The sequence below is a fragment of the Pseudomonas sp. TH06 genome, from assembly GCF_016651305.1.
Classification (GTDB): Bacteria; Pseudomonadota; Gammaproteobacteria; order Pseudomonadales; family Pseudomonadaceae; genus Aquipseudomonas.
The window spans coordinates 1,595,732-1,615,056 of the sequence record NZ_JAEKEC010000001.1; the positions used below are offsets into that span (position 1 = coordinate 1,595,732).

The window sequence follows — 19,325 nt, forward strand, 5'->3', positions numbered from 1 at the left end:
ATCATTCAACAGGGATGTTGGCTGAAAGACAGCGATCGCGAGCAGGCTCGCTCCTACAGGTATTGCATCACAATAACTGACGGGCGCAGGGGATGCGCCCGTCATTCACCTGTCAGCGTTGCGCTGCAGGCACGCCTTGCGGCTCGACTTCAGTCTTGCCAGCGGCAGCCGGCTGAGTGGTCGGCCAGGCCTTCAGGTCCAGATCCAGATCAGTAAATTTGCTGGAGTCGAACACAGGCTGTTTGACGCCGGCGCGGCGCTGATCGTCGTAGTCACGCATCACGCGCATGCCGACCTTGAACAGCATGGCCAGGGCCACCAGGTTGACGAACGCCAGGCAAGTCATGGTGATGTCGGCGAAGGCGAACACGGTCGACAGGTCCTGCATCGAACCCCATACCACCAGCGCCAGCACCAGGCCGCGGAATACCATCAGCGCGGCGCGGTTGCGGGTGAGGAACTGCAAGCTGTTTTCGCCCAGGTAGTAGTTGTAGAGGATGCAGGTGAAGACGAACAGCGACAGCGCGACGCTGACGAACATCCGACCCCAGTCACCGACCACGGCGGCCAGCGAGTTCTGGGTCAGGACGATGCCGTCACCTTCGAAGCCCGGGGTGTAGAAACCCGACAGCAGGATCAGCAGCGCGGTGCAGGTGCAGATCACGAAGGTGTCGAGGAACACGCTGAAAGCCTGAACCACGCCTTGGGCGCCCGGGTGCTTCACGGCAGCCACTGCGGCGACGTTCGGCGCACTGCCCAGACCCGCTTCGTTGGCGAACACGCCACGCTTCACGCCCATGACGATGGCGCTGCCGAGCAGGCCGCCAAAGGCCGGGTCGAGACCGAAGGCGCTCTTGAAGATGGTTTCCAGCATGGCTGGCACGTGTTCGATCTGGGTGCCGATCACGTACAGGGTCACGCCGATATAAGCCAGGGTCTTGATCGGTACCAGCAGGTCGGACACCGAAGCGATGCGCTTGATGCCGCCGATGAAGGTGATGGCCAGCAACACCGCGAGGACGATACCGGTATGTTGTGGGTTAAAGGCAAAGGCGTTCTGCAACGAGTGGGTCACGGTGTAGGACTGCAAGCCAATGAAGGCGAAGCCGTAGGTGACCAGCAGCAGGATCGAGAACACTACCGCCATGCCTTTCAGTTTCAGGCCGTGCTGGATGTAGTAGGCCGGGCCGCCACGGTACAGGCCATCACCTTCGGCGCGCTTGTAGACCTGGGCCAGGGTGCATTCGAAGAAGCTGCTGGACATGCCGACCAGTGCGGTCACCCACATCCAGAACACCGCACCCGGACCACCAAGGGTCACGGCGATGCCGACACCGGCGATGTTGCCTGCACCGACACGGCCGGCAAGGCTGAGCATCAGGGCCTGGAACGAGCTGAGTTGCCCGGCGCTGCCTTTGAGGCTGTCGCGGAACACTGCGAACATGTGGAAGAAGTGGCGCAGTTGAACGAAACGCGAGCGAATCGTGAAGTAGCTACCGAGCCCGACAATGAGCACGATCAGTACTTTCCCTGAGAGGAAGTCGTTAATGACTTCGAGCATGGATTTTTCCTCGCTGTTTATTGTGTAAGCAAATGCTGGATGTTCAGAAACATCGCGTTACACCGGTCTGCGCACGGCACGACAGGCGAGGCGAGGGTTTCGTCCCGGTCCATTTCGCGGGTTTGTTATTAGTTCGGGTTTCGCATGGGTTATGGCCTCGTTACCGACGACCGCTCACGCGAAGAGGGGCGGCACTATACCGATCAGTGACGCGCCCGTCTGCACGGTAGTGGTGCAAGCGACGAAACGAGGCATTGAAACACCCGGCGTTACCGGCGCCGGGCTTGTACGGGGACTGCTTCTCTGTTGACTCAAACCCTGTGGCGAGGGGATTTATCCCCGATGGGTCGCGTAGCGGCCCCAAAACCTGTAATCACGATGTATCAGGTACAACGCGTGGCAGGGTTTTGCGACTGCCTCGCAGTCGATCGGGGATGAATCCCCTCGCCACAAGGGCTTATTTCCACATTGAGCAATCCCCAGACATACGGGTCTCAGGATCAGAAAGTTAAAAAAAAGGGCTTGGGGACGGATCCCCAAGCCCTCAAAAGGTGAGAGGTGTCTAGTCCCTCGACCTGGTGAGCGGTGCTACAAGTAACGCGTCGGCTCAGGCTTTGAGCGGAACCAGACGCGGAGCAATCATGTTTTCCGGGCGCAGGATGTCGGCGAGACTCTCTTCGTCGAGCAGACCTTCTTCGCGCACCAGTTCCAGCACGCCGCGGCCGCTTTCAAGGGCGATACGGGCGATGCGGGTGGCGTTTTTGTAGCCGATGTACGGGTTCAGTGCGGTGACCAGACCGATCGAGTGTTCGACCAGTTCACGGCAGCGCGCTTCGTTGGCGGTGATGCCGACGATGCAGTGCTCGCGCAGCATGTCCATGGCGCGTTGCAGCAGACGGATCGAGTCGAAGATCTTGAAAGCGATCAAAGGCTCCATCACGTTCAGTTGCAGTTGGCCGCCTTCTGCTGCCATGGTCAGCGCCAAGTCGTTACCGATGACCTGAAATGCAACCTGGTTCACGGCTTCCGGGATTACCGGGTTGACCTTGCCGGGCATGATCGAGCTGCCTGGTTGACGCGCTGGCAGGTTGATTTCGTTGATGCCGGTGCGAGGGCCGCTGGACAGCAGGCGCAGGTCGTTGCAGATCTTCGACAGCTTGACCGCGGTGCGCTTGAGCATGCCGGAGAACAGCACGAAGGCGCCCATGTCGGAAGTTGCTTCGATCAAGTCGGCAGCCGGTACAACCGGTTGACCGCTGATCAGCGCCAGACGCTGCACAGCCAGTGCCTGGTAGCGCGGGTCGGCGTTGATGCCGGTACCGATCGCAGTGCCGCCCAGGTTCACTTCAGTCAGCAGTTCCGGGGCCAGCGTCTTCAGACGGGCCAGGTCTTCGCCCATGGTGGTGGCGAAAGCACGGAATTCTTGACCGAGGGTCATCGGCACGGCGTCTTGCAGCTGGGTACGGCCCATTTTCAGGACGTGATCGAATTCTTTGCCCTTGGCTGCGAACGCCTGAATCAGGCTGTCGAGGCTGGCCAGCAAGGTGTCGTGACCGAGTAGCAGGCCCAGGCGGATCGCCGTCGGGTAGGCGTCGTTGGTCGACTGCGCCATGTTGACGTCGTCGTTCGGATGCAGGTACTGGTACTCGCCTTTCTCGTGACCCATTGCTTCCAGAGCAATGTTGGCGATCACTTCGTTGGCGTTCATGTTGGTGGAAGTACCGGCGCCACCTTGAATCATGTCGACCACGAACTCTTCGTGGAAATCACCGCGGATCAATCGTGCACAGGCTTCGCTGATGGCAGCGTGCTTGGCTTCGCTCAGATGACCCAACTCGCGGTTGGCGTCAGCGGCGGCCTGTTTGACCATCGCCAGGCCGACAACCAGTTTCGGGTAATGCGAAATCGGAACGCCCGAGAGGCGGAAGTTGTTCACCGCTCGCAGGGTCTGGATGCCGTAATACGCTTGAGCCGGTACGTCGAGGGCGCCAAGCAGGTCGTTTTCTGTGCGGAAAGATGCAGCGGAGGACATGATAGAAATCATCTCGATATGGACCCGGTCTGTGCCGGAACGCTGCGAATGCTAGGCTTGTGCGAATTTTTGGGCCAATGCTGTTCAGCACTGCCCTATGCACATTCGGCATAATGCCCGTGTGACGCCGCATGCGCGGCAGACGTGTGACCTGTTTTGGTGCGTGTCCGGGAGGACGTGATGAATCTGGAAAGCAAATGGCTCGAGGACTTCAGTGCTCTGGCCGCCACCCGCAGCTTCTCGCAGGCGGCCGAACGGCGCTTCGTGACGCAACCGGCGTTCAGTCGACGGATCCGTAGCCTCGAAGCGGCACTGGGGCTGACCTTGGTCAATCGCTCGCGTACGCCGGTCGAGCTGACGGCGGCGGGGCAACTGTTTCTGGTGACCGCACGCACCGTGGTCGAACAGCTCGGCGAAGTGCTGCGCCATCTGCATCATCTGGAAGGCGGGCAGGGCGAGGTGATGCAGGTCGCTGCGGCTCACTCGCTGGCGCTGGGCTTCTTCCCGCGCTGGATCGCGCAACTGCGCAACGAAGGTTTGAACATCGCTACGCGGCTGGTCGCCACCAACGTCGGTGACGCCGTGCATGCCTTGCGTGAGGGCGGTTGCGATCTGATGCTGGCGTTCTACGACCCGGACGCGGCCATGCAGATGGACCCGGAAATCTTCCCGTCGCTGCATCTGGGCCAGACCGAAATGTTGCCGGTGTGCGCGGCGGATGCTGACGGCAAGCCGCTGTTCGATCTGGAAGGCGAGGCCAGCGTGCCGTTGCTGGCCTATAGCGCCGGGGCCTTTCTCGGACGCTCGGTGAACGGTTTGTTGCGTCAGCGTCAGCTGCGTTTCACCACCATCTATGAAACGGCGATGGCCGACAGCCTCAAGAGCATGGCTCTAGAGGGCCTCGGTATCGCCTGGGTGCCGCAGTTGAGCGTGCGCGCTGAACTGGCTCGCGGGGAACTCGTCGTCTGTGGTGGCCCGCAATGGCATGTGCCGCTGGAGATCCGTCTGTATCGCTGCGCACTGGTGCGCAAGGCCAACGTGCGCCTGCTGTGGCGCAAGCTGGAAGGTGGCGCTGCACAAGCTTCCTGACTTGCACAAAGATCCAATGTAGGAGTGAGCCTGCTCGCGATAGCGTCAGCACATTCAGCGATGATGTGACTGATACACCGCTATCGCGAGCAGGCTCACTCCTACAAGGGATTTGTGGTGTTCTGTCGCTGACCTTAAAGTCAATAAAACCGGGCTTTTGCGGCAGATGACAGATGGTCGCGACGGGGGCTGTTTATTGGCTTCTTTGCGGTATACTGCGCGGCCTTCGGCCGGCACGTCCGGCCATTTTTCGTACAACCAAGCCACGCAACCTGCGTGGCTTGTTGTTTTTTGACGCGCCTGCGGGCGCCCAGAGAGAAGAGGCGCGACGATGAGTGCACTGGTTGGCGTGATCATGGGCTCCAAGTCCGATTGGTCCACCCTTAGCCACACCGCCGATATGCTGGAAAAGCTCGGCATCCCGTACGAGGTCAAAGTGGTCTCTGCCCACCGTACCCCGGATCTGCTGTTCCAGTACGCCGAAGAGGCTGAAGGCCGCGGCATCGAGGTGATTATCGCCGGTGCCGGTGGCGCAGCCCACTTGCCAGGCATGTGTGCGGCCAAGACCCACCTGCCGGTGCTGGGCGTGCCGGTGCAGTCGTCGATGCTGTCGGGCGTCGATTCGCTGCTGTCGATCGTGCAGATGCCAGCGGGCATTCCGGTCGCCACCCTCGCTATCGGCAAAGCCGGCGCAATCAATGCCGCGCTGCTCTCGGCAAGCATCCTCGGTGCCAAGCATCCGCAGTTCCACGCGGTACTGAAAACCTTCCGTGCCGAGCAGACAGACAGCGTCCTGGACAATCCAGACCCACGTATTGCCTGAGGTTGTTGAGATGAAGATCGGTGTAATCGGTGGCGGCCAGTTGGGTCGCATGTTGGCGCTGGCGGGCACTCCGCTGGGCATGAACTTCGCTTTCCTCGACCCTGCGCCGGACGCTTGTGCGGCCGCCTTGGGCGAACACCTGCGGGCCGATTACGGCGACCAGGATCATCTGCGCCAACTGGCCGATGAAGTCGATCTGGTGACCTTCGAATTCGAAAGCGTCCCGGCGGAAACCGTGGCGTTTCTCTCGCAATTTGTCCCGGTCTACCCGAGCGCCGAAGCCCTGCGCATCGCGCGTGATCGCTGGTTCGAGAAAAGCATGTTCAAGGATCTGGGGATTCCGACCCCGGCCTTCGCCGACATTCAGTCGCAAGCCGATCTGGACGCAGCCGTGGCTGCCATCGGTCTGCCGGCCGTGCTGAAAACCCGCACCCTGGGTTACGACGGCAAGGGCCAGAAAGTCCTGCGCAAGCCGGAAGACGTGGTCGGTACCTTCGCCGAACTGGGCAGCGTTGCCTGCCTGCTGGAAGGCTTCGTGCCGTTCACCGGCGAAGTCTCGCTGATTGCCGTACGTGCCCGCGATGGTGAAACGAAGTTCTATCCACTGGTACACAACACCCACGACAGCGGCATCCTCAAGCTGTCGGTCGCCAGTACTGATCACCCGTTGCAGGCATTGGCCGAAGACTACTCCAGCCGTGTGCTCAAGCAGCTGGATTATGTCGGCGTGATGGCGTTCGAATTCTTTGAAGTCGACGGTGGCCTGAAAGCCAACGAGATCGCTCCGCGCGTACACAACTCCGGGCACTGGACCACCGAAGGCGCCGAGTGCAGCCAGTTCGAAAACCACCTGCGGGCGGTTGCCGGTCTGCCGCTGGGTTCGACCGCCAAGGTCGGCGAGAGCGCGATGCTCAATTTCATCGGCGTTGTTCCGCCGGTCGAGAAGGTCATCGCCATCGAAGATTGCCATCTGCACCACTACGGCAAAGCCTTCAAGGCCGGGCGCAAGGTCGGTCACGCCAACCTGCGCTGCGCCGACATGGCCACCCTCCAGGCGCAGATCGTCAAGGTCGAAGCGCTGATCGCCGAGTAACGGCAGTTTCATGTGGCAGCGGCGGAACCATTCAGGGGCCGCCGTTCTCTCATGGCAGGATGCCAAAGTCTGACTAGGCTTCGCATATCTATCATTGAGAGGGAATTGCCATGGGAATTATCGGAACCATCTTTATCGGCTTGATCGTCGGCCTGCTGGCGCGGTTCCTGAAACCGGGCGATGACAGCATGGGCTGGATCATGACCATCCTGCTCGGTATCGGCGGTTCGCTGGCAGCCACCTACGGCGGCCAGGCCCTGGGCATCTATCAGGCAGGTCAGGGCGCAGGCTTCATTGGCGCACTGGTCGGCGCGATCGTCTTGCTGGTGATCTACGGCCTGATCAAAAAGAACTGATCCAAAGCGACAAAGCCCTCTCTGCCAAAGTGGCCGGGAGGGCTAGAATGCTCGGCGATTCAACGTTCCCTCCTTTCTTTACCGAGCACCTTCATGCGCCGTCTTCTGTTGACTCTCCTTTTTCTGGGCAGCGGTTTGGCCCACGCCGGCGAACTGCCGGAAACCGACTGGCTCGAACTGATGCCCAAGTCGGACCAAAAGGCCCTCGAGGCCATGCCCGAAATCGACCACAACTCCCCTGAAGCCACCGGTACCTTCACCGATAAGGGCGGCATGAAGCAGGCCAAAGGTCTGCCGGCGGTGATGTATTCGACCAAAACCGTGGCGTCGATGAACGACAAGCACATCCGCATCGGTGGTTACCCGGTGCCGTTGGAATCCGATGCCAAGGGCCGCAGTACGCTGTTCTTCCTCGTGCCGTACCCGGGCGCGTGTATCCACGTGCCGCCACCGCCGCCGAATCAACTGGTGCTGGTGCGTTATCCGAAAGGTTTGAAGCTGGACGATATCTACACGCCGCTGTGGGTGACCGGCACGCTGAAGATCGAGAAGGTCAGCAATGATCTGGCTGACGCGGCGTATGCGCTGGAAGCGGACAAGGTGCGGGTGGTGCAGGAATCTGACCTTTAACGGTCACCGCCAAACAACTGTGTGCCAGCCTCTGTGGCGAGGGGATTTATCCCCGATGGGTTGCGAAGCGACCCCGCTTTTGAATCAAAAACAGGGGCCTGCTCCGCAGGCCATCGGGGATAAATCCCCTCACCACAAAGGCTCACTCCTACATCTGGTTTTACGGTGTTGTTGGTTAGAGCGTTTTGCTGCCGACGCTGACGCCCATGGTGTGGCTCGCACCCGGTGCCAGATTCACCACATCATCCATCACATTCGCCGTCTCGATGCACAGCATGCGCTGCCAGCCATCGTTATCCATATCGCTGAATGCCGCCGCACGGTCGATCCACGGGTTCCAGATCACCGCAGTGCGTGAGCCGGTGGCGGTCAGCACGATGCGCCGTTCCCACGTCGGGTCGACGATGCTCAGTTGTGGCGGAGCGTCGAGGTAGATACGGTCGGTCTCACCGGCAAACTGCAGATCGCCTTTCTGCGCGTGGGTGTTCCAGTTGTCCAGGGTCTCGATGTAGTTCAAGCCATCCACACCCTCGACGTGTACGTTGCGCACATCGCTGACCGCGTAATAGGTGTGCAACGCCTGACTGAGGCTGACGCTGTCGGTGCCGCGGTTGTGGCTGGTCAGGCTGATATGCAGTTGATCATCCAGACGCAGAGTCAGGGTCAGATCGACCTCATGCGGCCAACCGGCAAAACCGCCGTCCGGGCAAGGCAGTTTGAATTCGACCTTGATGCCATGGGCCTCGGCTTCGATGCCGCCCAATTCCCAATCGGTTGCTCGCACAAAACCGTGCGCCGGCGCTGGTTCATCGCTGACGCGCATCGCTTTAACGCTCTGCGGATTGCGCTCGAAGATGCCGAACCACGGCCAGCACACCGGCACGCCGGCACGGATGCTTTTGCCGGTCTTGAACACAGCCTTGTCATTGAGCCAGATGATCGGCGGCTGGCCGTCGATTTGATAACTGAGGATGTGCGCGCCTTGCTGGGCCACCAGCACTTCGGCCTGACCGTGGCGGATGCGCCAGCAGTTCAGTTCATCCAGTTTCACGGCTTCAACGTTGGGCGTGTTCATGGGACAGCTCTCGATCAGACACTTGGGACGACTATCGACCGCAAATCGGCCGCAATGTTTAACGCGCGCGCGGTGGTACCGAACGGGTGCGGCCGCTGCCGTCGATGGCGACGAAGACGAATACCGCTTCGGTGACTTTACGCCACTCGCTGGACAGCGGATCGTCGCTCCACACTTCAACCATCATCTGGATCGAGCTGCGGCCGATTTCCAGGGTCTGGGTGTAAAAGGACAATTGCGCGCCAACCGCCACAGGCACCAGGAATGCCATACGATCAATGGCGACGGTCGCGACGCGGCCGCCTGCGACACGGCTGGCCATCGCGGTACCAGCCAAATCCATCTGCGCCACCAGCCAGCCGCCGAAAATATCGCCAAAGCCGTTGGTTTCGCGTGGAAGTGCGGTGATTTGCAGGGCCAGGTCGCCTTGCGGGATCGGATCTTCTTGTTCGAGCTCTATCATGCCGGGGGTGCCTCTGACCCGTGACTCTTCGTTGGTATTGCTGGTGGTAGCCGTCTTCGGGAAAAACGATTCAGCACCGAACATACTAAGTTCGTCACGTTTTCCATAAGGCGCCTAAAGGGGAAACTCTGCGAAACCGACTGAAGCCAATCCAGCAACGTTTTCGCACAGCAACCCCCTACAAACCGGAGCAAGGTTGCGAGTATATCGGTCGGTAGACTCCGCGACGACCATCCGGTTCTCATTTCCACCGTCAAATACGCGCCTCTATGTGCTTTTTCGAACAATTTGCTATGGTGCCGAACCTGCCCAAGTCACAGCCAGCGTTGTTGTGGCGGTAGATCCGACTATAAGAGAAGCCCTTGCCATGACCACAGCGCCTTCGAGCCTCGCGCAGCCCGAGCAACCCGCACGACCATTGACCCGCAACGACTACAAGACTCTGTCGCTGTCCGCCCTCGGCGGTGCGCTGGAATTCTACGATTTCATCATCTTCGTGTTCTTCGCCACCGTGGTCGGCAAGCTGTTCTTCCCGGCCGACATGCCCGAGTGGCTGCGCCTGATGCAGACCTTCGGCATCTTCGCCGCCGGTTACCTGGCGCGGCCGCTGGGCGGTATTGTCATGGCGCACTTCGGTGACCTGCTGGGGCGCAAGAAGATGTTCACCCTGAGCATTTTCATGATGGCCGTGCCGACCCTGATCATGGGTCTGCTGCCGACCTACGCACAAATCGGCATGTGGGCGCCGATCCTTCTATTGTTGATGCGGGTCATTCAAGGCGCGGCGATTGGCGGCGAAGTGCCGGGGGCGTGGGTTTTCGTTTCCGAGCACGTGCCGCAAAAGCACATGGGCTACGCCTGCGGCACGCTCACCAGCGGTCTGACCGCCGGTATTCTGCTTGGCTCGCTGGTCGCTACCGCGATCAACAGTATCTATACGCCAGTGGAGGTGGCTGATTACGCCTGGCGGATTCCGTTCCTGCTTGGCGGCGTGTTCGGCCTGTTCTCGGTCTATCTCCGGCGCTGGCTGCACGAAACCCCGGTGTTCGCCGAGCTGCAACTGCGCAAGGCGCTGGCCGAAGAAGTGCCGTTGCGCGCGGTGTTGCGTGACCATCGCGGCGCGATTGCGATCTCGATGCTGCTGACCTGGCTGCTGTCCGCCGGGATCGTCGTGGTCATCCTGATGACCCCGACCGTGCTGCAAACCGTTTATCACTTCTCGCCGACGGTCGCGCTGCAGTCGAACAGCCTGGCGATCGTGTTCCTGAGTCTGGGCTGCATCATTTCCGGCGCGCTGGCCGATCGGTTTGGTGCCGGCCGGGTGTTCGTATTCGGTTGCCTGGGCTTGCTCATCAGTTCGTGGACCTTCTATCACAGCCTCGCCGATCACCCGAACTGGCTGTTCCCGCTGTATGCGTTGACCGGTCTGCTGGTCGGCACCATCGGTGCGGTGCCCTACGTGATGGTCAAGGCGTTCCCGCCGGTGGTGCGCTTCAGCGGTCTGTCCTTCTCTTATAACGTTGCCTACGCGATCTTCGGCGGCCTGACGCCAATGGTGGTCAGCCTGCTACTCAAAGAAAGCGCGATGGGGCCTGCCTACTATGTGGCGGTGCTGTGCGCGATGGGGATTCTGGTGGGGGCGTGGCTCTGGAAGAAGGGGCGCTGATCCAGACTCTGCATCAGGTGTTCTGACGCCATCGCGAGCAGGCTCACTCCTACATTTGGAATGCATTTCAATTGTGGGAGCGAGCCTGCTCGCGAATGGGGCACCGCGAATCATCCAGTAAAAACCCGAATGCTGGCCTTTCATCCAATTGTCATATTTCAGCCATAGAGTGTTCACACGGCCTGCTGATACTTGGCCCCGACTTAACACACCCTATCTGCTAGGAGTAAGGCATGAAACTGAAGCGTTTGATGGCGGCAATGACTTTTGTCGCTGCTGGCGTTGCGACTGCCAACGCGTTCGCCGCTGTTGACCCTGCTATCCCGAGCTACACCAAGACCACAGGTGTGTCGGGCAACCTGTCCAGCGTCGGCTCCGATACTCTGGCCAACCTCATGACCCTCTGGGCTGAGAACTACAAAAAAGAATACCCGAACGTAAACATCCAGATTCAGGCCGCTGGCTCCGCCACTGCGCCACCTGCGCTGACTGAAGGCACCTCCAACCTGGGCCCGATGAGCCGCAAGATGAAGGACACCGAACTGGCGGCCTTCGAACAGAAATACGGCTACAAGCCAACCGCTATCCCGGTTGCCGTGGACGCCCTGGCGGTCTTCGTTCACAAAGACAACCCGATCCAGCACCTGACCATGGAACAGGTTGACGCGATCTTCTCGTCCACCCGTCTGTGCGGCGCCAAAGCCGACGTGAAAACCTGGGGCGACCTGGGCGTGACCGGCGACCTGGCCAACAAGCCAGTACAACTGTTCGGCCGTAACTCGGTATCCGGCACTTACGGCTACTTCAAAGAAGAAGCCCTGTGCAAAGGCGACTACAAGCCAAACGTCAACGAACAACCAGGCTCGGCTTCGGTCGTGCAGTCGATCAGCTCCTCGCTGAACGGCATCGGTTACTCGGGCATCGGCTACAAGACCGCTAGCGTGAAGACGGTTGCTCTGTCGAAGAAAGGCAGCACTGACTTCATCGAAGACACCGAAGAAAACGCCCTGAACGGCAAGTACCCACTGTCGCGTTTCCTCTACGTGTACGTGAACAAAGCCCCGAACAAGCCTCTGGCTCCGCTGGAAGCTGAGTTCGTGAAACTGGTTCTGTCCAAACAGGGCCAGGAAGTTGTGGTGAAAGACGGCTACATCCCACTGCCAGCCAAGGTTGCTGCAAAAGCACTGGCTGACCTGGGTCTGCAAGAAGGCGGCGCTGAAGTCGCAAAAAAGTAACAAATTGAGTCCGGGGTGAACCCCGCCGGACTCAAGGAAAAAGGCCGGATCTGCTAGCAGGCCGGCCTTTTCCACACCTCAAATTTTCGATCCTCTGCCAGTCCTGCTGGCGGTGGATTTGCTGCGTCACTGCACTGTCATCTTTCTGTCATACAGGATCGCTAGGGTGAGCGCATGAATGATCTGGCCAATTCCCACATGACTACTAATCCTCCCAAGCGCATTGATTTCAATACGCCTGAGCTGCAACGCAAGCGCCGCATTCGCGCGCTCAAGGATCGCTTCACCCGCTGGTACGTCCTCGTTGGCGGTCTGGCGGTGCTGGCAGCCATCACCCTGATCTTCTTCTTCCTCGCCTACGTGGTTGCGCCGCTGTTCAAAGGTGCCGACCTGACCGCGAAAGATGCCATTACCCCTGCGTGGATGCAGGACGCCGGCAAGCCCCTGATGATCTCGCTCGAAGAGCAGAATCAGGTGGCGATGCGCGTTTCCGACAAGGGCCAGGCGCTGTTCTTCGACATCGACAGTGGCGCTGAATTGAAGCGCGTCGATCTGCCGGTTCCGGCGGGCACCACCGTGACCTCCATCGGCGAAGACCAGCCAGGTCATCCGCTGGTGGCAGTGGGTCTGTCCAACGGTCAGGCGCTGGTGTTCCGTCACACCTATAAAGTCAGCTACCCGGACGGCAAGAAAACCATCACCCCGGCCATCGAATACCCGTACGGCGACACGCCGATCGCGCTGAACGAAAGCGGCGGGGCGCTGGAGCACGTCAGCCTCAATGCCAGCGATACAACGCTGATGCTGGTGGGTTCGACCGGTTCGCAACTCAACGTTCTGTCGCTGACCAGCGAAGAAAACATGATGACCGGCGAAGTCACCAACGAGCAGAAGCGTATCGATCTGCCGCAGATGACTGAGTCTGTGAAAAACATCTTCGTCGACCCGCGCCAGCAGTGGCTGTACGTGGTCAACGGGCGTGCCCAGGCCGACGTGTTCAGCCTGCGCGACAAGAGCCTCAACGGTCGCTACAAACTGCTGGAAAACGCCGACGCCGAAGTCACGGCCACCACGCAATTGGTCGGCGGTATCTCGCTGATCGTGGGTGATTCTAAGGGTGGCCTGGCCCAGTGGTTCATGGCCCGCGACACCGACGGCGAGCTGCGCCTGAAGCAGATCCGTACCTTCCAGATGGGCACCGCGCCGATCGTTGAAATTACTGCTGAAGAACGCCGTAAAGGCTTCCTCGCGCTGGATGCCAGCGGCAAGCTCGGCGTGTTCCACAGCACCGCGCACCGTACGCTGCTGGTTGATCAGGTAGTTGATGGCCAAGGCGTATTCGGCCTGTCACCGCGCGCCAACCGCGTGATCGTCGAAGCCGGCGGCAAGCTGCAACCGCTGCTGCTCGACAACCCGCACCCGGAAGTGTCGTGGAGCGCGCTGTGGAGCAAGGTCTGGTACGAGAACTACGACGAGCCTAAATACGTCTGGCAATCGACTGCGGCCAACACCGATTTCGAACCGAAACTGAGCCTCTCGCCACTGACCTTCGGCACCCTGAAAGCGGCGTTCTACGCGATGCTGCTGGCTGCACCGCTGGCCGTCGCCGCGGCAATTTACACCGCCTACTTCATGGCCCCGGGCATGCGCCGCAAGGTCAAACCGGTGATCGAACTGATGGAAGCGATGCCGACGGTGATCCTCGGTTTCTTCGCCGGTCTGTTCCTCGCGCCTTATGTTGAAGGGCATCTGCCGGGCATCTTCAGCCTGCTGATGCTGCTGCCGATCGGCATTCTGGTCGCCGGTTTCACCTTCAGTCGCCTGCCTGAGTCGATCCGCCTGAAAGTCCCGGACGGCTGGGAAAGTGCGCTGCTGATTCCGGTGATCCTGTTCGTCGGTTGGCTGTCGTTGTACATGAGCCCGTTCATGGAGAACTGGTTCTTCGGCGGCGACATGCGTATGTGGATCTCCCACGACCTGGGCATCACCTACGACCAGCGCAACGCTCTGGTAGTCGGTCTGGCCATGGGCTTCGCGGTGATCCCGAACATCTACTCGATCGCTGAAGATGCCGTTTTCAGTGTGCCGCGCGGTTTGACCCTCGGCTCGCTGGCTCTCGGCGCCACGCCATGGCAGACCATGACCCGCGTGGTCATCCTGACCGCGAGCCCGGGCATCTTCTCGGCGCTGATGATCGGCATGGGCCGTGCGGTCGGCGAGACGATGATCGTGCTGATGGCCACCGGTAATACCCCGGTCATGGAAATGAACCTGTTCGAAGGTCTGCGCACCCTGGCCGCCAACGTTGCGGTGGAAATGCCGGAGTCGGAAGTCGGCGGCAGCCACTACCGCGTGCTGTTCCTCTCGGCGCTGGTGCTGCTGTTGTTCACCTTCGTCATGAACACCCTGGCAGAACTGATTCGTCAGCGTCTGCGCAAGAAATACTCGTCGCTTTAAGCAAAGGTAGAAGTCTGTGAAACAGAACTCCCTGAAAGGATGGTTCAAGAGCGGCGCCCCGGGCGTCTGGATCAGCGGTGGCGCGGTGTCCATCGCGGTCATCATGACCATTGGCCTGCTGGCAGTGATTGCCGTGCGCGGTCTGGGTCACTTCTGGCCGGCGGACCTGATCCACGCCAGTTACGACGTGCCGGGCCAGGCCAATCACCTGGTCGTCGGTGAAGTGGTACAGAAGGAAGAAGTCCCGCGTGCCCGACTGAAAAGCGCTGGTTTGCCAGTGCCGGATCAAGGCCCGGAGTTCATGACCCGCGAGCTGATCAAGGTCGGCAACCGTGACCTGAACGGCAACGACTTCACCTGGATCGTCGGCGAGTGGCTGACCAACCAGACCACGCCGCCAGAGTTGATGGCGATCGAGCGTCGCGAGTGGGGCAACTTCTACGGCTACCTGGTCAACGTCAAACAGGACGGCAAAGTCATCGCCGAGGGCGAGGCTGCGTGGCCTGAGCTGCAAGCGCGAATCAACCGTGTGAACGGTCTCGCTGCACAGCTCAAGTCGCTGGAAAAATCCGACATCGGCGCGATCAACGCAGGTCTGGAGCGCATCCGTCTGCACGGCCGCAAACTGGAACTGGAAGGCAAACTCGACGCGAGCGCACAAGCGGACATGGAATTGGAGCGCGCCGAGCTGAATGCGCGTTATCAGGACATCGAAGCGCGTCTGGCCGATCTGCATGCGCAGTTCAACCGCGACGCTTTGACCGCCCGTGATGCCAACGGCAAAGAGATTGAAATCGGTCTGGGCAAAGTGGTTCACGCCTATCAACCGAACGCGATGAGCACCTTCACCAAGGTCGGTTTCTACTTCAGCAAGATCTGGGAATTCCTCTCGGACGACCCGCGTGAAGCGAACACCGAAGGCGGGATTTTCCCGGCGATCTTCGGCACCGTGATGATGACCCTGATCATGGCAATGATCGTTACCCCGTTCGGCGTGCTGGCGGCGGTGTACCTGCGTGAATACGCCAAGCAGAACACCCTGACGCGGATCATCCGTATCGCGGTGAACAACCTCGCTGGCGTTCCGGCGATCGTTTACGGCGTGTTCGGCCTGGGCTTCTTCGTTTACGTGCTCGGTGGTTCGGTCGACCGCTTGTTCTTCCCCGAAGCACTGCCGGCACCGACCTTCGGTACACCGGGTCTGCTCTGGGCGTCGCTGACGCTGGCGCTGCTGGCGGTGCCGGTGGTGATCGTCGCGACTGAAGAAGGTCTGGCACGTATTCCGCGCACCGTGCGTGAAGGTTCGTTGGCCCTCGGCGCGACCAAGGCTGAAACCTTGTGGAAGATTGTGATCCCGATGGCCAGTCCGGCGATGATGACCGGCATGATCCTCGCGGTGGCTCGCGCCGCCGGTGAAGTGGCGCCGCTGATGCTGGTGGGTGTGGTGAAACTGGCGCCGTCGCTACCGGTGGATGGCAACTACCCGTATCTGCATCTGGATCAGAAAATCATGCACCTGGGCTTCCACATTTATGACGTCGGCTTCCAGAGCCCGAACGTCGAAGCGGCCCGTCCGCTGGTGTACGCCACGGCGCTGTTGCTGGTGCTGGTGATCGCCACGTTGAACCTGTCGGCAGTGTGGATTCGTAACCACCTGCGCGAAAAATACAAAGCACTGGACAGCTGATTTCTTATGTAGGAGTGAGCCTGCTCGCGATGGCAACACCACGGTTTGATAGACAAACCGTAGCGCCTGAATCGCGAGCAGGCTCACTCCTACAAAAAACCGAACCGAATTTGTTAGCACAGGGAGCCTCCCATGCAGCACGAAACACATACCCACGGCATCAACATGTCTGCCCTGGGCCGCGACAAGCAGAGCCTGAACCTCGAACAGGAAACCGTGGCCATTGAAGTGCCGGGCCTGAGCCTGTACTACGGCGAGAAACAAGCGCTGTTCGACGTCAGCATGAACATCCCGAAACAGCGCGTGACCGCGTTTATCGGCCCGTCCGGCTGCGGCAAGTCCACGCTGCTGCGCACGTTCAACCGCATGAACGATCTGGTTGACGGCTGCCGCGTTGAAGGCGCGATCAACCTGTACGGCAACAACATCTATCGCAAGGGCGAAGACGTTGCCGAGCTGCGTCGTCGCGTCGGCATGGTGTTCCAGAAGCCCAACCCGTTCCCGAAAACCATCTACGAAAACGTGGTTTACGGCTTGCGCATCCAAGGCATCAACAAGAAGCGCATCCTCGACGAAGCCGTTGAGTGGGCACTCAAAGGCGCGGCGCTGTGGGACGAAGTCAAAGACCGTCTGCACGACTCGGCATTGGGTCTGTCCGGTGGTCAGCAGCAACGTCTGGTGATCGCCCGCACCATCGCCGTGGAACCGGAAGTGCTGCTGCTCGACGAACCGTGCTCGGCCCTCGACCCGATCTCGACGCTGAAAGTCGAAGAGCTGATCTACGAGCTGAAATCCAAGTTCACCATCGTCATCGTCACGCACAACATGCAACAGGCAGCGCGGGTTTCGGACTACACGGCGTTCATGTACATGGGCAAACTGGTGGAATTCGGCGACACCGATACCCTGTTCACCAATCCGGCGAAGAAGCAGACCGAAGACTACATCACCGGTCGTTATGGCTGATTGAAGCGGCTGCGAGCGGCAAGCTTCAAGCGGCAAGTGAGAAGCGAGCGGCATGGATCACCACATAACAGCTTGCAGCTTGAAGCTTGCAGCTCTTGGTTAAACGCTTTTTCGGAGCGAATGCATGATTTCCAAAGAAGGCCTCACCCATCACATCTCCGCGCAGTTCAACGCCGAGCTTGAGGAAGTGCGCAGCCACCTCCTGGCCATGGGCGGGCTGGTCGAGAAGCAGGTCAACGACGCGGTGACCGCACTGATCGAGGCCGACTCCGGTCTGGCCCAGCAGGTGCGCGAGATCGATGACCAGATCAACCAGATGGAACGCAATATCGACGAAGAATGCCTGCGCATTCTCGCCCGTCGTCAGCCGGCGGCGTCCGACCTGCGTCTGATCATCAGCATCTCCAAGTCGGTGATCGACCTTGAGCGCATCGGCGACGAAGCGACCAAGATCGCTCGCCGCGCGATTCAGCTGTGCGAAGAAGGTGAAGCGCCACGCGGTTACGTCGAGGTTCGCCACATCGGCGACCAGGTGCGCAACATGGTCCGCGATGCGCTCGACGCGTTTGCCCGCTTCGACGCCGATCTGGCACTGTCGGTGGCGCAGTACGACAAGATCATTGACCGCGAATACAAGACCGCGCTGCGCGAGCTGGCGACCTACATGATGGAAGACCCGCGCTCTATCTCGCGGGTCTTGAGCATCATCTGGGTCCTGCGTTCGCTGGAACGGATCGGCGATCACGCGCGCAACATCTCCGAATTGGTCATCTACCTGGTGCGTGGCACCGACGTCCGCCACATGGGCCTCAAGCGCATGAAGGAAGAAGTTCAAGGCACAAGCGGCGAAACCGCTAATGTTCCGGGCGATGCTGACGATAAGTAAGATTGCCTGAGAAAAGCGCCCGGCCCTTTGGTCGGGCGTTTTTGTTTAAGGCACTTGAGTAAGAGAATCGAATTCAAAAGCAGCACCCGCGAACGAAAAGTCCCGGCGTGACTGAAGATTGTTGGCAATGTGCCATCAGTAAAAGCGGTATGCTTGCCGGGATTTTTATAGGGGTGTTGGATGAGCAAGATCAGTGTGTTGGTCGTGGACGACGCTTCGTTCATTCGTGACCTGGTAAAAAAGTGCCTGCGTAATTACTTCCCCGGGATCCGCACCGAGGACGCCGTCAACGGCAAAAAAGCTCAAGCGATGCTGGCCAGAGAAGCCTTCGACCTCGTCCTGTGCGACTGGGAAATGCCGGAAATGTCCGGCCTCGAACTGCTGACCTGGTGCCGCGAGCAGGACAATCTCAAGACCATGCCGTTTGTCATGGTCACCAGCCGTGGCGACAAGGAAAACGTCGTGCAGGCGATTCAGGCCGGCGTATCCGGCTACGTCAGCAAGCCGTTCACCAACGAGCAACTGCTGACCAAGGTCAAGCAAGCGCTGAACAAGGTCGGCAAACTCGACACCCTGATGAACAGCGCGCCGACCAAGATGAACTCGGCGTTCGGCAATGATTCGCTCAGTGCCTTGACGGGCGGCAAACCTGCCGTCGTCGGCGGCGCTCCGGCGGCCGCTGCGGTCAATCCGTTCGCCAAGCCTGCCGCTGCCGCTCCGGCACCCGCCGCTGCGCCGTCCCGTGGTCTGCTCAACAGCCCTCCGGTGCAGGCGCCCGCCGCGTCGAAAGCGCCGGTCGGTGGTCGCGGTCAGGGTCAGTTGCGCCTGCCCAGCGGCAACCAGCAATGCGTGATCAAGGCCCTGAGCATCAAGGAAGCGCTGTTGGTGGTGAAACGCACTGACACCCTGCCGCAGATCCTCGACAGCGCCGTGCTCGATCTGGAGCAGGGTGACAACGCCGAAATCGCTCGCCTCAATGGCTACCTGCACGCCATCGTTGCCCATGAGCAGAAAGCCGACAGCGACTGGCTGCAACTGACTTTCCGCTTTGTCGATCAGGACGCGCAGAAACTCGATTACATCTCCCGCCTGATCGCCCGCGGCACAGCGCAGAAGCACTTCGTACCCGGCGCGTGATCTTCGTCGCCTGATACACCGCCATCGCGAGCAGGCTCACTCCTACAAGGGATCGCATTCCAATGTAGGAGTGAGCCTGCTCGCGATGGGGCCATCAAAAGCAACAACAATCTCCCACGTTGCCCAATTTGAAACATCTGTCGATTACCTTGGTCGGCCTCAGCTGCTA

General features: G+C 60.1%; 16 protein-coding genes. 12 read left to right on the forward strand and 4 right to left on the reverse strand.

Annotation, left to right across the window (positions count from 1 at the left end):
• Nucleotides 1-112: 112 nt before the first annotated feature.
• Together JFT86_RS06995 and aspA are read right to left on the reverse strand one after the other, a co-directional pair.
• On the reverse strand, nucleotides 113-1,561 hold the full coding sequence (locus JFT86_RS06995) for an alanine/glycine:cation symporter family protein (protein WP_201236257.1): 1,449 nt from the start codon (nucleotides 1,559-1,561) through the stop codon (nucleotides 113-115).
• 607 nt (nucleotides 1,562-2,168) lie between these two features.
• Entirely contained in the window at nucleotides 2,169-3,593 is a 1,425-nt protein-coding gene (gene aspA, locus JFT86_RS07000; RefSeq protein ID WP_201236258.1) for an aspartate ammonia-lyase, read from the reverse strand.
• Nucleotides 3,594-3,773: 180 nt separating this feature from the next.
• Here aspA and JFT86_RS07005 point away from each other — a divergent pair, with 180 nt between their 5' ends.
• The 5 genes from JFT86_RS07005 (at nucleotide 3,774) to JFT86_RS07025 (ending at nucleotide 7,584) form a co-directional block, all read left to right on the forward strand.
• Nucleotides 3,774-4,682 (forward strand): LysR substrate-binding domain-containing protein, encoded by a 909-nt coding sequence (locus tag JFT86_RS07005; protein WP_102902470.1) that lies wholly within the window; start codon nucleotides 3,774-3,776, stop codon nucleotides 4,680-4,682.
• Nucleotides 4,683-5,013: 331 nt separating this feature from the next.
• Nucleotides 5,014-5,505 carry a 5-(carboxyamino)imidazole ribonucleotide mutase gene (purE, locus tag JFT86_RS07010; protein ID WP_003229641.1) on the forward strand — a complete coding sequence of 164 codons (492 nt, stop codon included), beginning with the start codon at nucleotides 5,014-5,016 and terminating at the stop codon, nucleotides 5,503-5,505.
• Nucleotides 5,506-5,515: 10 nt separating this feature from the next.
• Entirely contained in the window at nucleotides 5,516-6,598 is a 1,083-nt protein-coding gene (locus JFT86_RS07015; RefSeq protein ID WP_201236259.1) for a 5-(carboxyamino)imidazole ribonucleotide synthase, read from the forward strand.
• Between the two features lie 110 nt (nucleotides 6,599-6,708).
• Nucleotides 6,709-6,954 (forward strand): GlsB/YeaQ/YmgE family stress response membrane protein, encoded by a 246-nt coding sequence (locus tag JFT86_RS07020; protein ID WP_003229635.1) that lies wholly within the window; start codon nucleotides 6,709-6,711, stop codon nucleotides 6,952-6,954.
• A gap of 93 nt (nucleotides 6,955-7,047) precedes the next feature.
• Nucleotides 7,048-7,584: a DUF3299 domain-containing protein gene (locus tag JFT86_RS07025; RefSeq protein WP_201236260.1), complete on the forward strand. Its 537-nt coding sequence runs from the start codon at nucleotides 7,048-7,050 to the stop codon at nucleotides 7,582-7,584.
• 175 nt (nucleotides 7,585-7,759) lie between these two features.
• On the opposite strand, the gene JFT86_RS07030 is transcribed toward JFT86_RS07025, so the two are convergent.
• Both JFT86_RS07030 and JFT86_RS07035 read right to left on the reverse strand, forming a co-directional pair.
• Nucleotides 7,760-8,659: a D-hexose-6-phosphate mutarotase gene (locus tag JFT86_RS07030; RefSeq protein WP_201236261.1), complete on the reverse strand. Its 900-nt coding sequence runs from the start codon at nucleotides 8,657-8,659 to the stop codon at nucleotides 7,760-7,762.
• Between the two features lie 58 nt (nucleotides 8,660-8,717).
• Complete coding sequence (locus tag JFT86_RS07035) at nucleotides 8,718-9,122, reverse strand: acyl-CoA thioesterase (protein ID WP_003229628.1); 405 nt, start codon at nucleotides 9,120-9,122, stop codon at nucleotides 8,718-8,720.
• Between the two features lie 367 nt (nucleotides 9,123-9,489).
• Between JFT86_RS07035 and JFT86_RS07040 the strand changes: the two genes are divergently transcribed.
• The 7 genes from JFT86_RS07040 (at nucleotide 9,490) to JFT86_RS07070 (ending at nucleotide 19,156) form a co-directional block, all read left to right on the forward strand.
• Nucleotides 9,490-10,788 carry an MFS transporter gene (locus tag JFT86_RS07040; protein WP_201236262.1) on the forward strand — a complete coding sequence of 433 codons (1,299 nt, stop codon included), beginning with the start codon at nucleotides 9,490-9,492 and terminating at the stop codon, nucleotides 10,786-10,788.
• Between the two features lie 233 nt (nucleotides 10,789-11,021).
• Nucleotides 11,022-12,023, forward strand: a complete 1,002-nt coding sequence (locus JFT86_RS07045; protein WP_034152107.1) for a phosphate ABC transporter substrate-binding protein PstS — start codon at nucleotides 11,022-11,024, stop codon at nucleotides 12,021-12,023.
• A gap of 423 nt (nucleotides 12,024-12,446) precedes the next feature.
• Nucleotides 12,447-14,480, forward strand: coding sequence for an ABC transporter permease subunit (locus JFT86_RS07050; protein WP_201238562.1), 2,034 nt, complete (start codon nucleotides 12,447-12,449; stop codon nucleotides 14,478-14,480).
• A gap of 16 nt (nucleotides 14,481-14,496) precedes the next feature.
• A complete protein-coding gene (gene pstA / locus JFT86_RS07055) occupies nucleotides 14,497-16,167 on the forward strand; it encodes a phosphate ABC transporter permease PstA (RefSeq protein ID WP_201236263.1) in 1,671 nt (556 codons plus the stop codon).
• A 132-nt stretch (nucleotides 16,168-16,299) separates the two neighbouring features.
• Nucleotides 16,300-17,133: a phosphate ABC transporter ATP-binding protein PstB gene (pstB, locus tag JFT86_RS07060; protein ID WP_007954333.1), complete on the forward strand. Its 834-nt coding sequence runs from the start codon at nucleotides 16,300-16,302 to the stop codon at nucleotides 17,131-17,133.
• Nucleotides 17,134-17,257: 124 nt separating this feature from the next.
• Complete coding sequence (phoU, locus tag JFT86_RS07065) at nucleotides 17,258-18,019, forward strand: phosphate signaling complex protein PhoU (RefSeq protein WP_201229385.1); 762 nt, start codon at nucleotides 17,258-17,260, stop codon at nucleotides 18,017-18,019.
• Between the two features lie 180 nt (nucleotides 18,020-18,199).
• Nucleotides 18,200-19,156, forward strand: coding sequence for a response regulator (locus JFT86_RS07070; RefSeq protein WP_201236264.1), 957 nt, complete (start codon nucleotides 18,200-18,202; stop codon nucleotides 19,154-19,156).
• The last annotated feature ends 169 nt before the right edge of the window (nucleotides 19,157-19,325 follow it).

What these genes read in the sequence shown, in the direction of transcription:
- JFT86_RS07005 (WP_102902470.1), top strand. Translation starts at nt 3,774, where the DNA reads ATGAATCTGGAAAGCAAATGGCTCGAGGACTTCAGTGCTCTGGCCGCC.
- pstB (WP_007954333.1), top strand. Translation starts at nt 16,300, where the DNA reads ATGCAGCACGAAACACATACCCACGGCATCAACATGTCTGCCCTGGGC.
- JFT86_RS07040 (WP_201236262.1), top strand. Translation starts at nt 9,490, where the DNA reads ATGACCACAGCGCCTTCGAGCCTCGCGCAGCCCGAGCAACCCGCACGA.
- JFT86_RS07050 (WP_201238562.1), top strand. Translation starts at nt 12,447, where the DNA reads ATGCAGGACGCCGGCAAGCCCCTGATGATCTCGCTCGAAGAGCAGAAT.
- JFT86_RS07030 (WP_201236261.1), bottom strand. Translation starts at nt 8,659, where the DNA reads ATGAACACGCCCAACGTTGAAGCCGTGAAACTGGATGAACTGAACTGC.
- JFT86_RS07020 (WP_003229635.1), top strand. Translation starts at nt 6,709, where the DNA reads ATGGGAATTATCGGAACCATCTTTATCGGCTTGATCGTCGGCCTGCTG.
- JFT86_RS07015 (WP_201236259.1), top strand. Translation starts at nt 5,516, where the DNA reads ATGAAGATCGGTGTAATCGGTGGCGGCCAGTTGGGTCGCATGTTGGCG.
- JFT86_RS07070 (WP_201236264.1), top strand. Translation starts at nt 18,200, where the DNA reads ATGAGCAAGATCAGTGTGTTGGTCGTGGACGACGCTTCGTTCATTCGT.
- JFT86_RS07035 (WP_003229628.1), bottom strand. Translation starts at nt 9,122, where the DNA reads ATGATAGAGCTCGAACAAGAAGATCCGATCCCGCAAGGCGACCTGGCC.
- JFT86_RS07045 (WP_034152107.1), top strand. Translation starts at nt 11,022, where the DNA reads ATGAAACTGAAGCGTTTGATGGCGGCAATGACTTTTGTCGCTGCTGGC.
- phoU (WP_201229385.1), top strand. Translation starts at nt 17,258, where the DNA reads ATGATTTCCAAAGAAGGCCTCACCCATCACATCTCCGCGCAGTTCAAC.
- aspA (WP_201236258.1), bottom strand. Translation starts at nt 3,593, where the DNA reads ATGTCCTCCGCTGCATCTTTCCGCACAGAAAACGACCTGCTTGGCGCC.
- JFT86_RS07025 (WP_201236260.1), top strand. Translation starts at nt 7,048, where the DNA reads ATGCGCCGTCTTCTGTTGACTCTCCTTTTTCTGGGCAGCGGTTTGGCC.
- JFT86_RS06995 (WP_201236257.1), bottom strand. Translation starts at nt 1,561, where the DNA reads ATGCTCGAAGTCATTAACGACTTCCTCTCAGGGAAAGTACTGATCGTG.
- purE (WP_003229641.1), top strand. Translation starts at nt 5,014, where the DNA reads ATGAGTGCACTGGTTGGCGTGATCATGGGCTCCAAGTCCGATTGGTCC.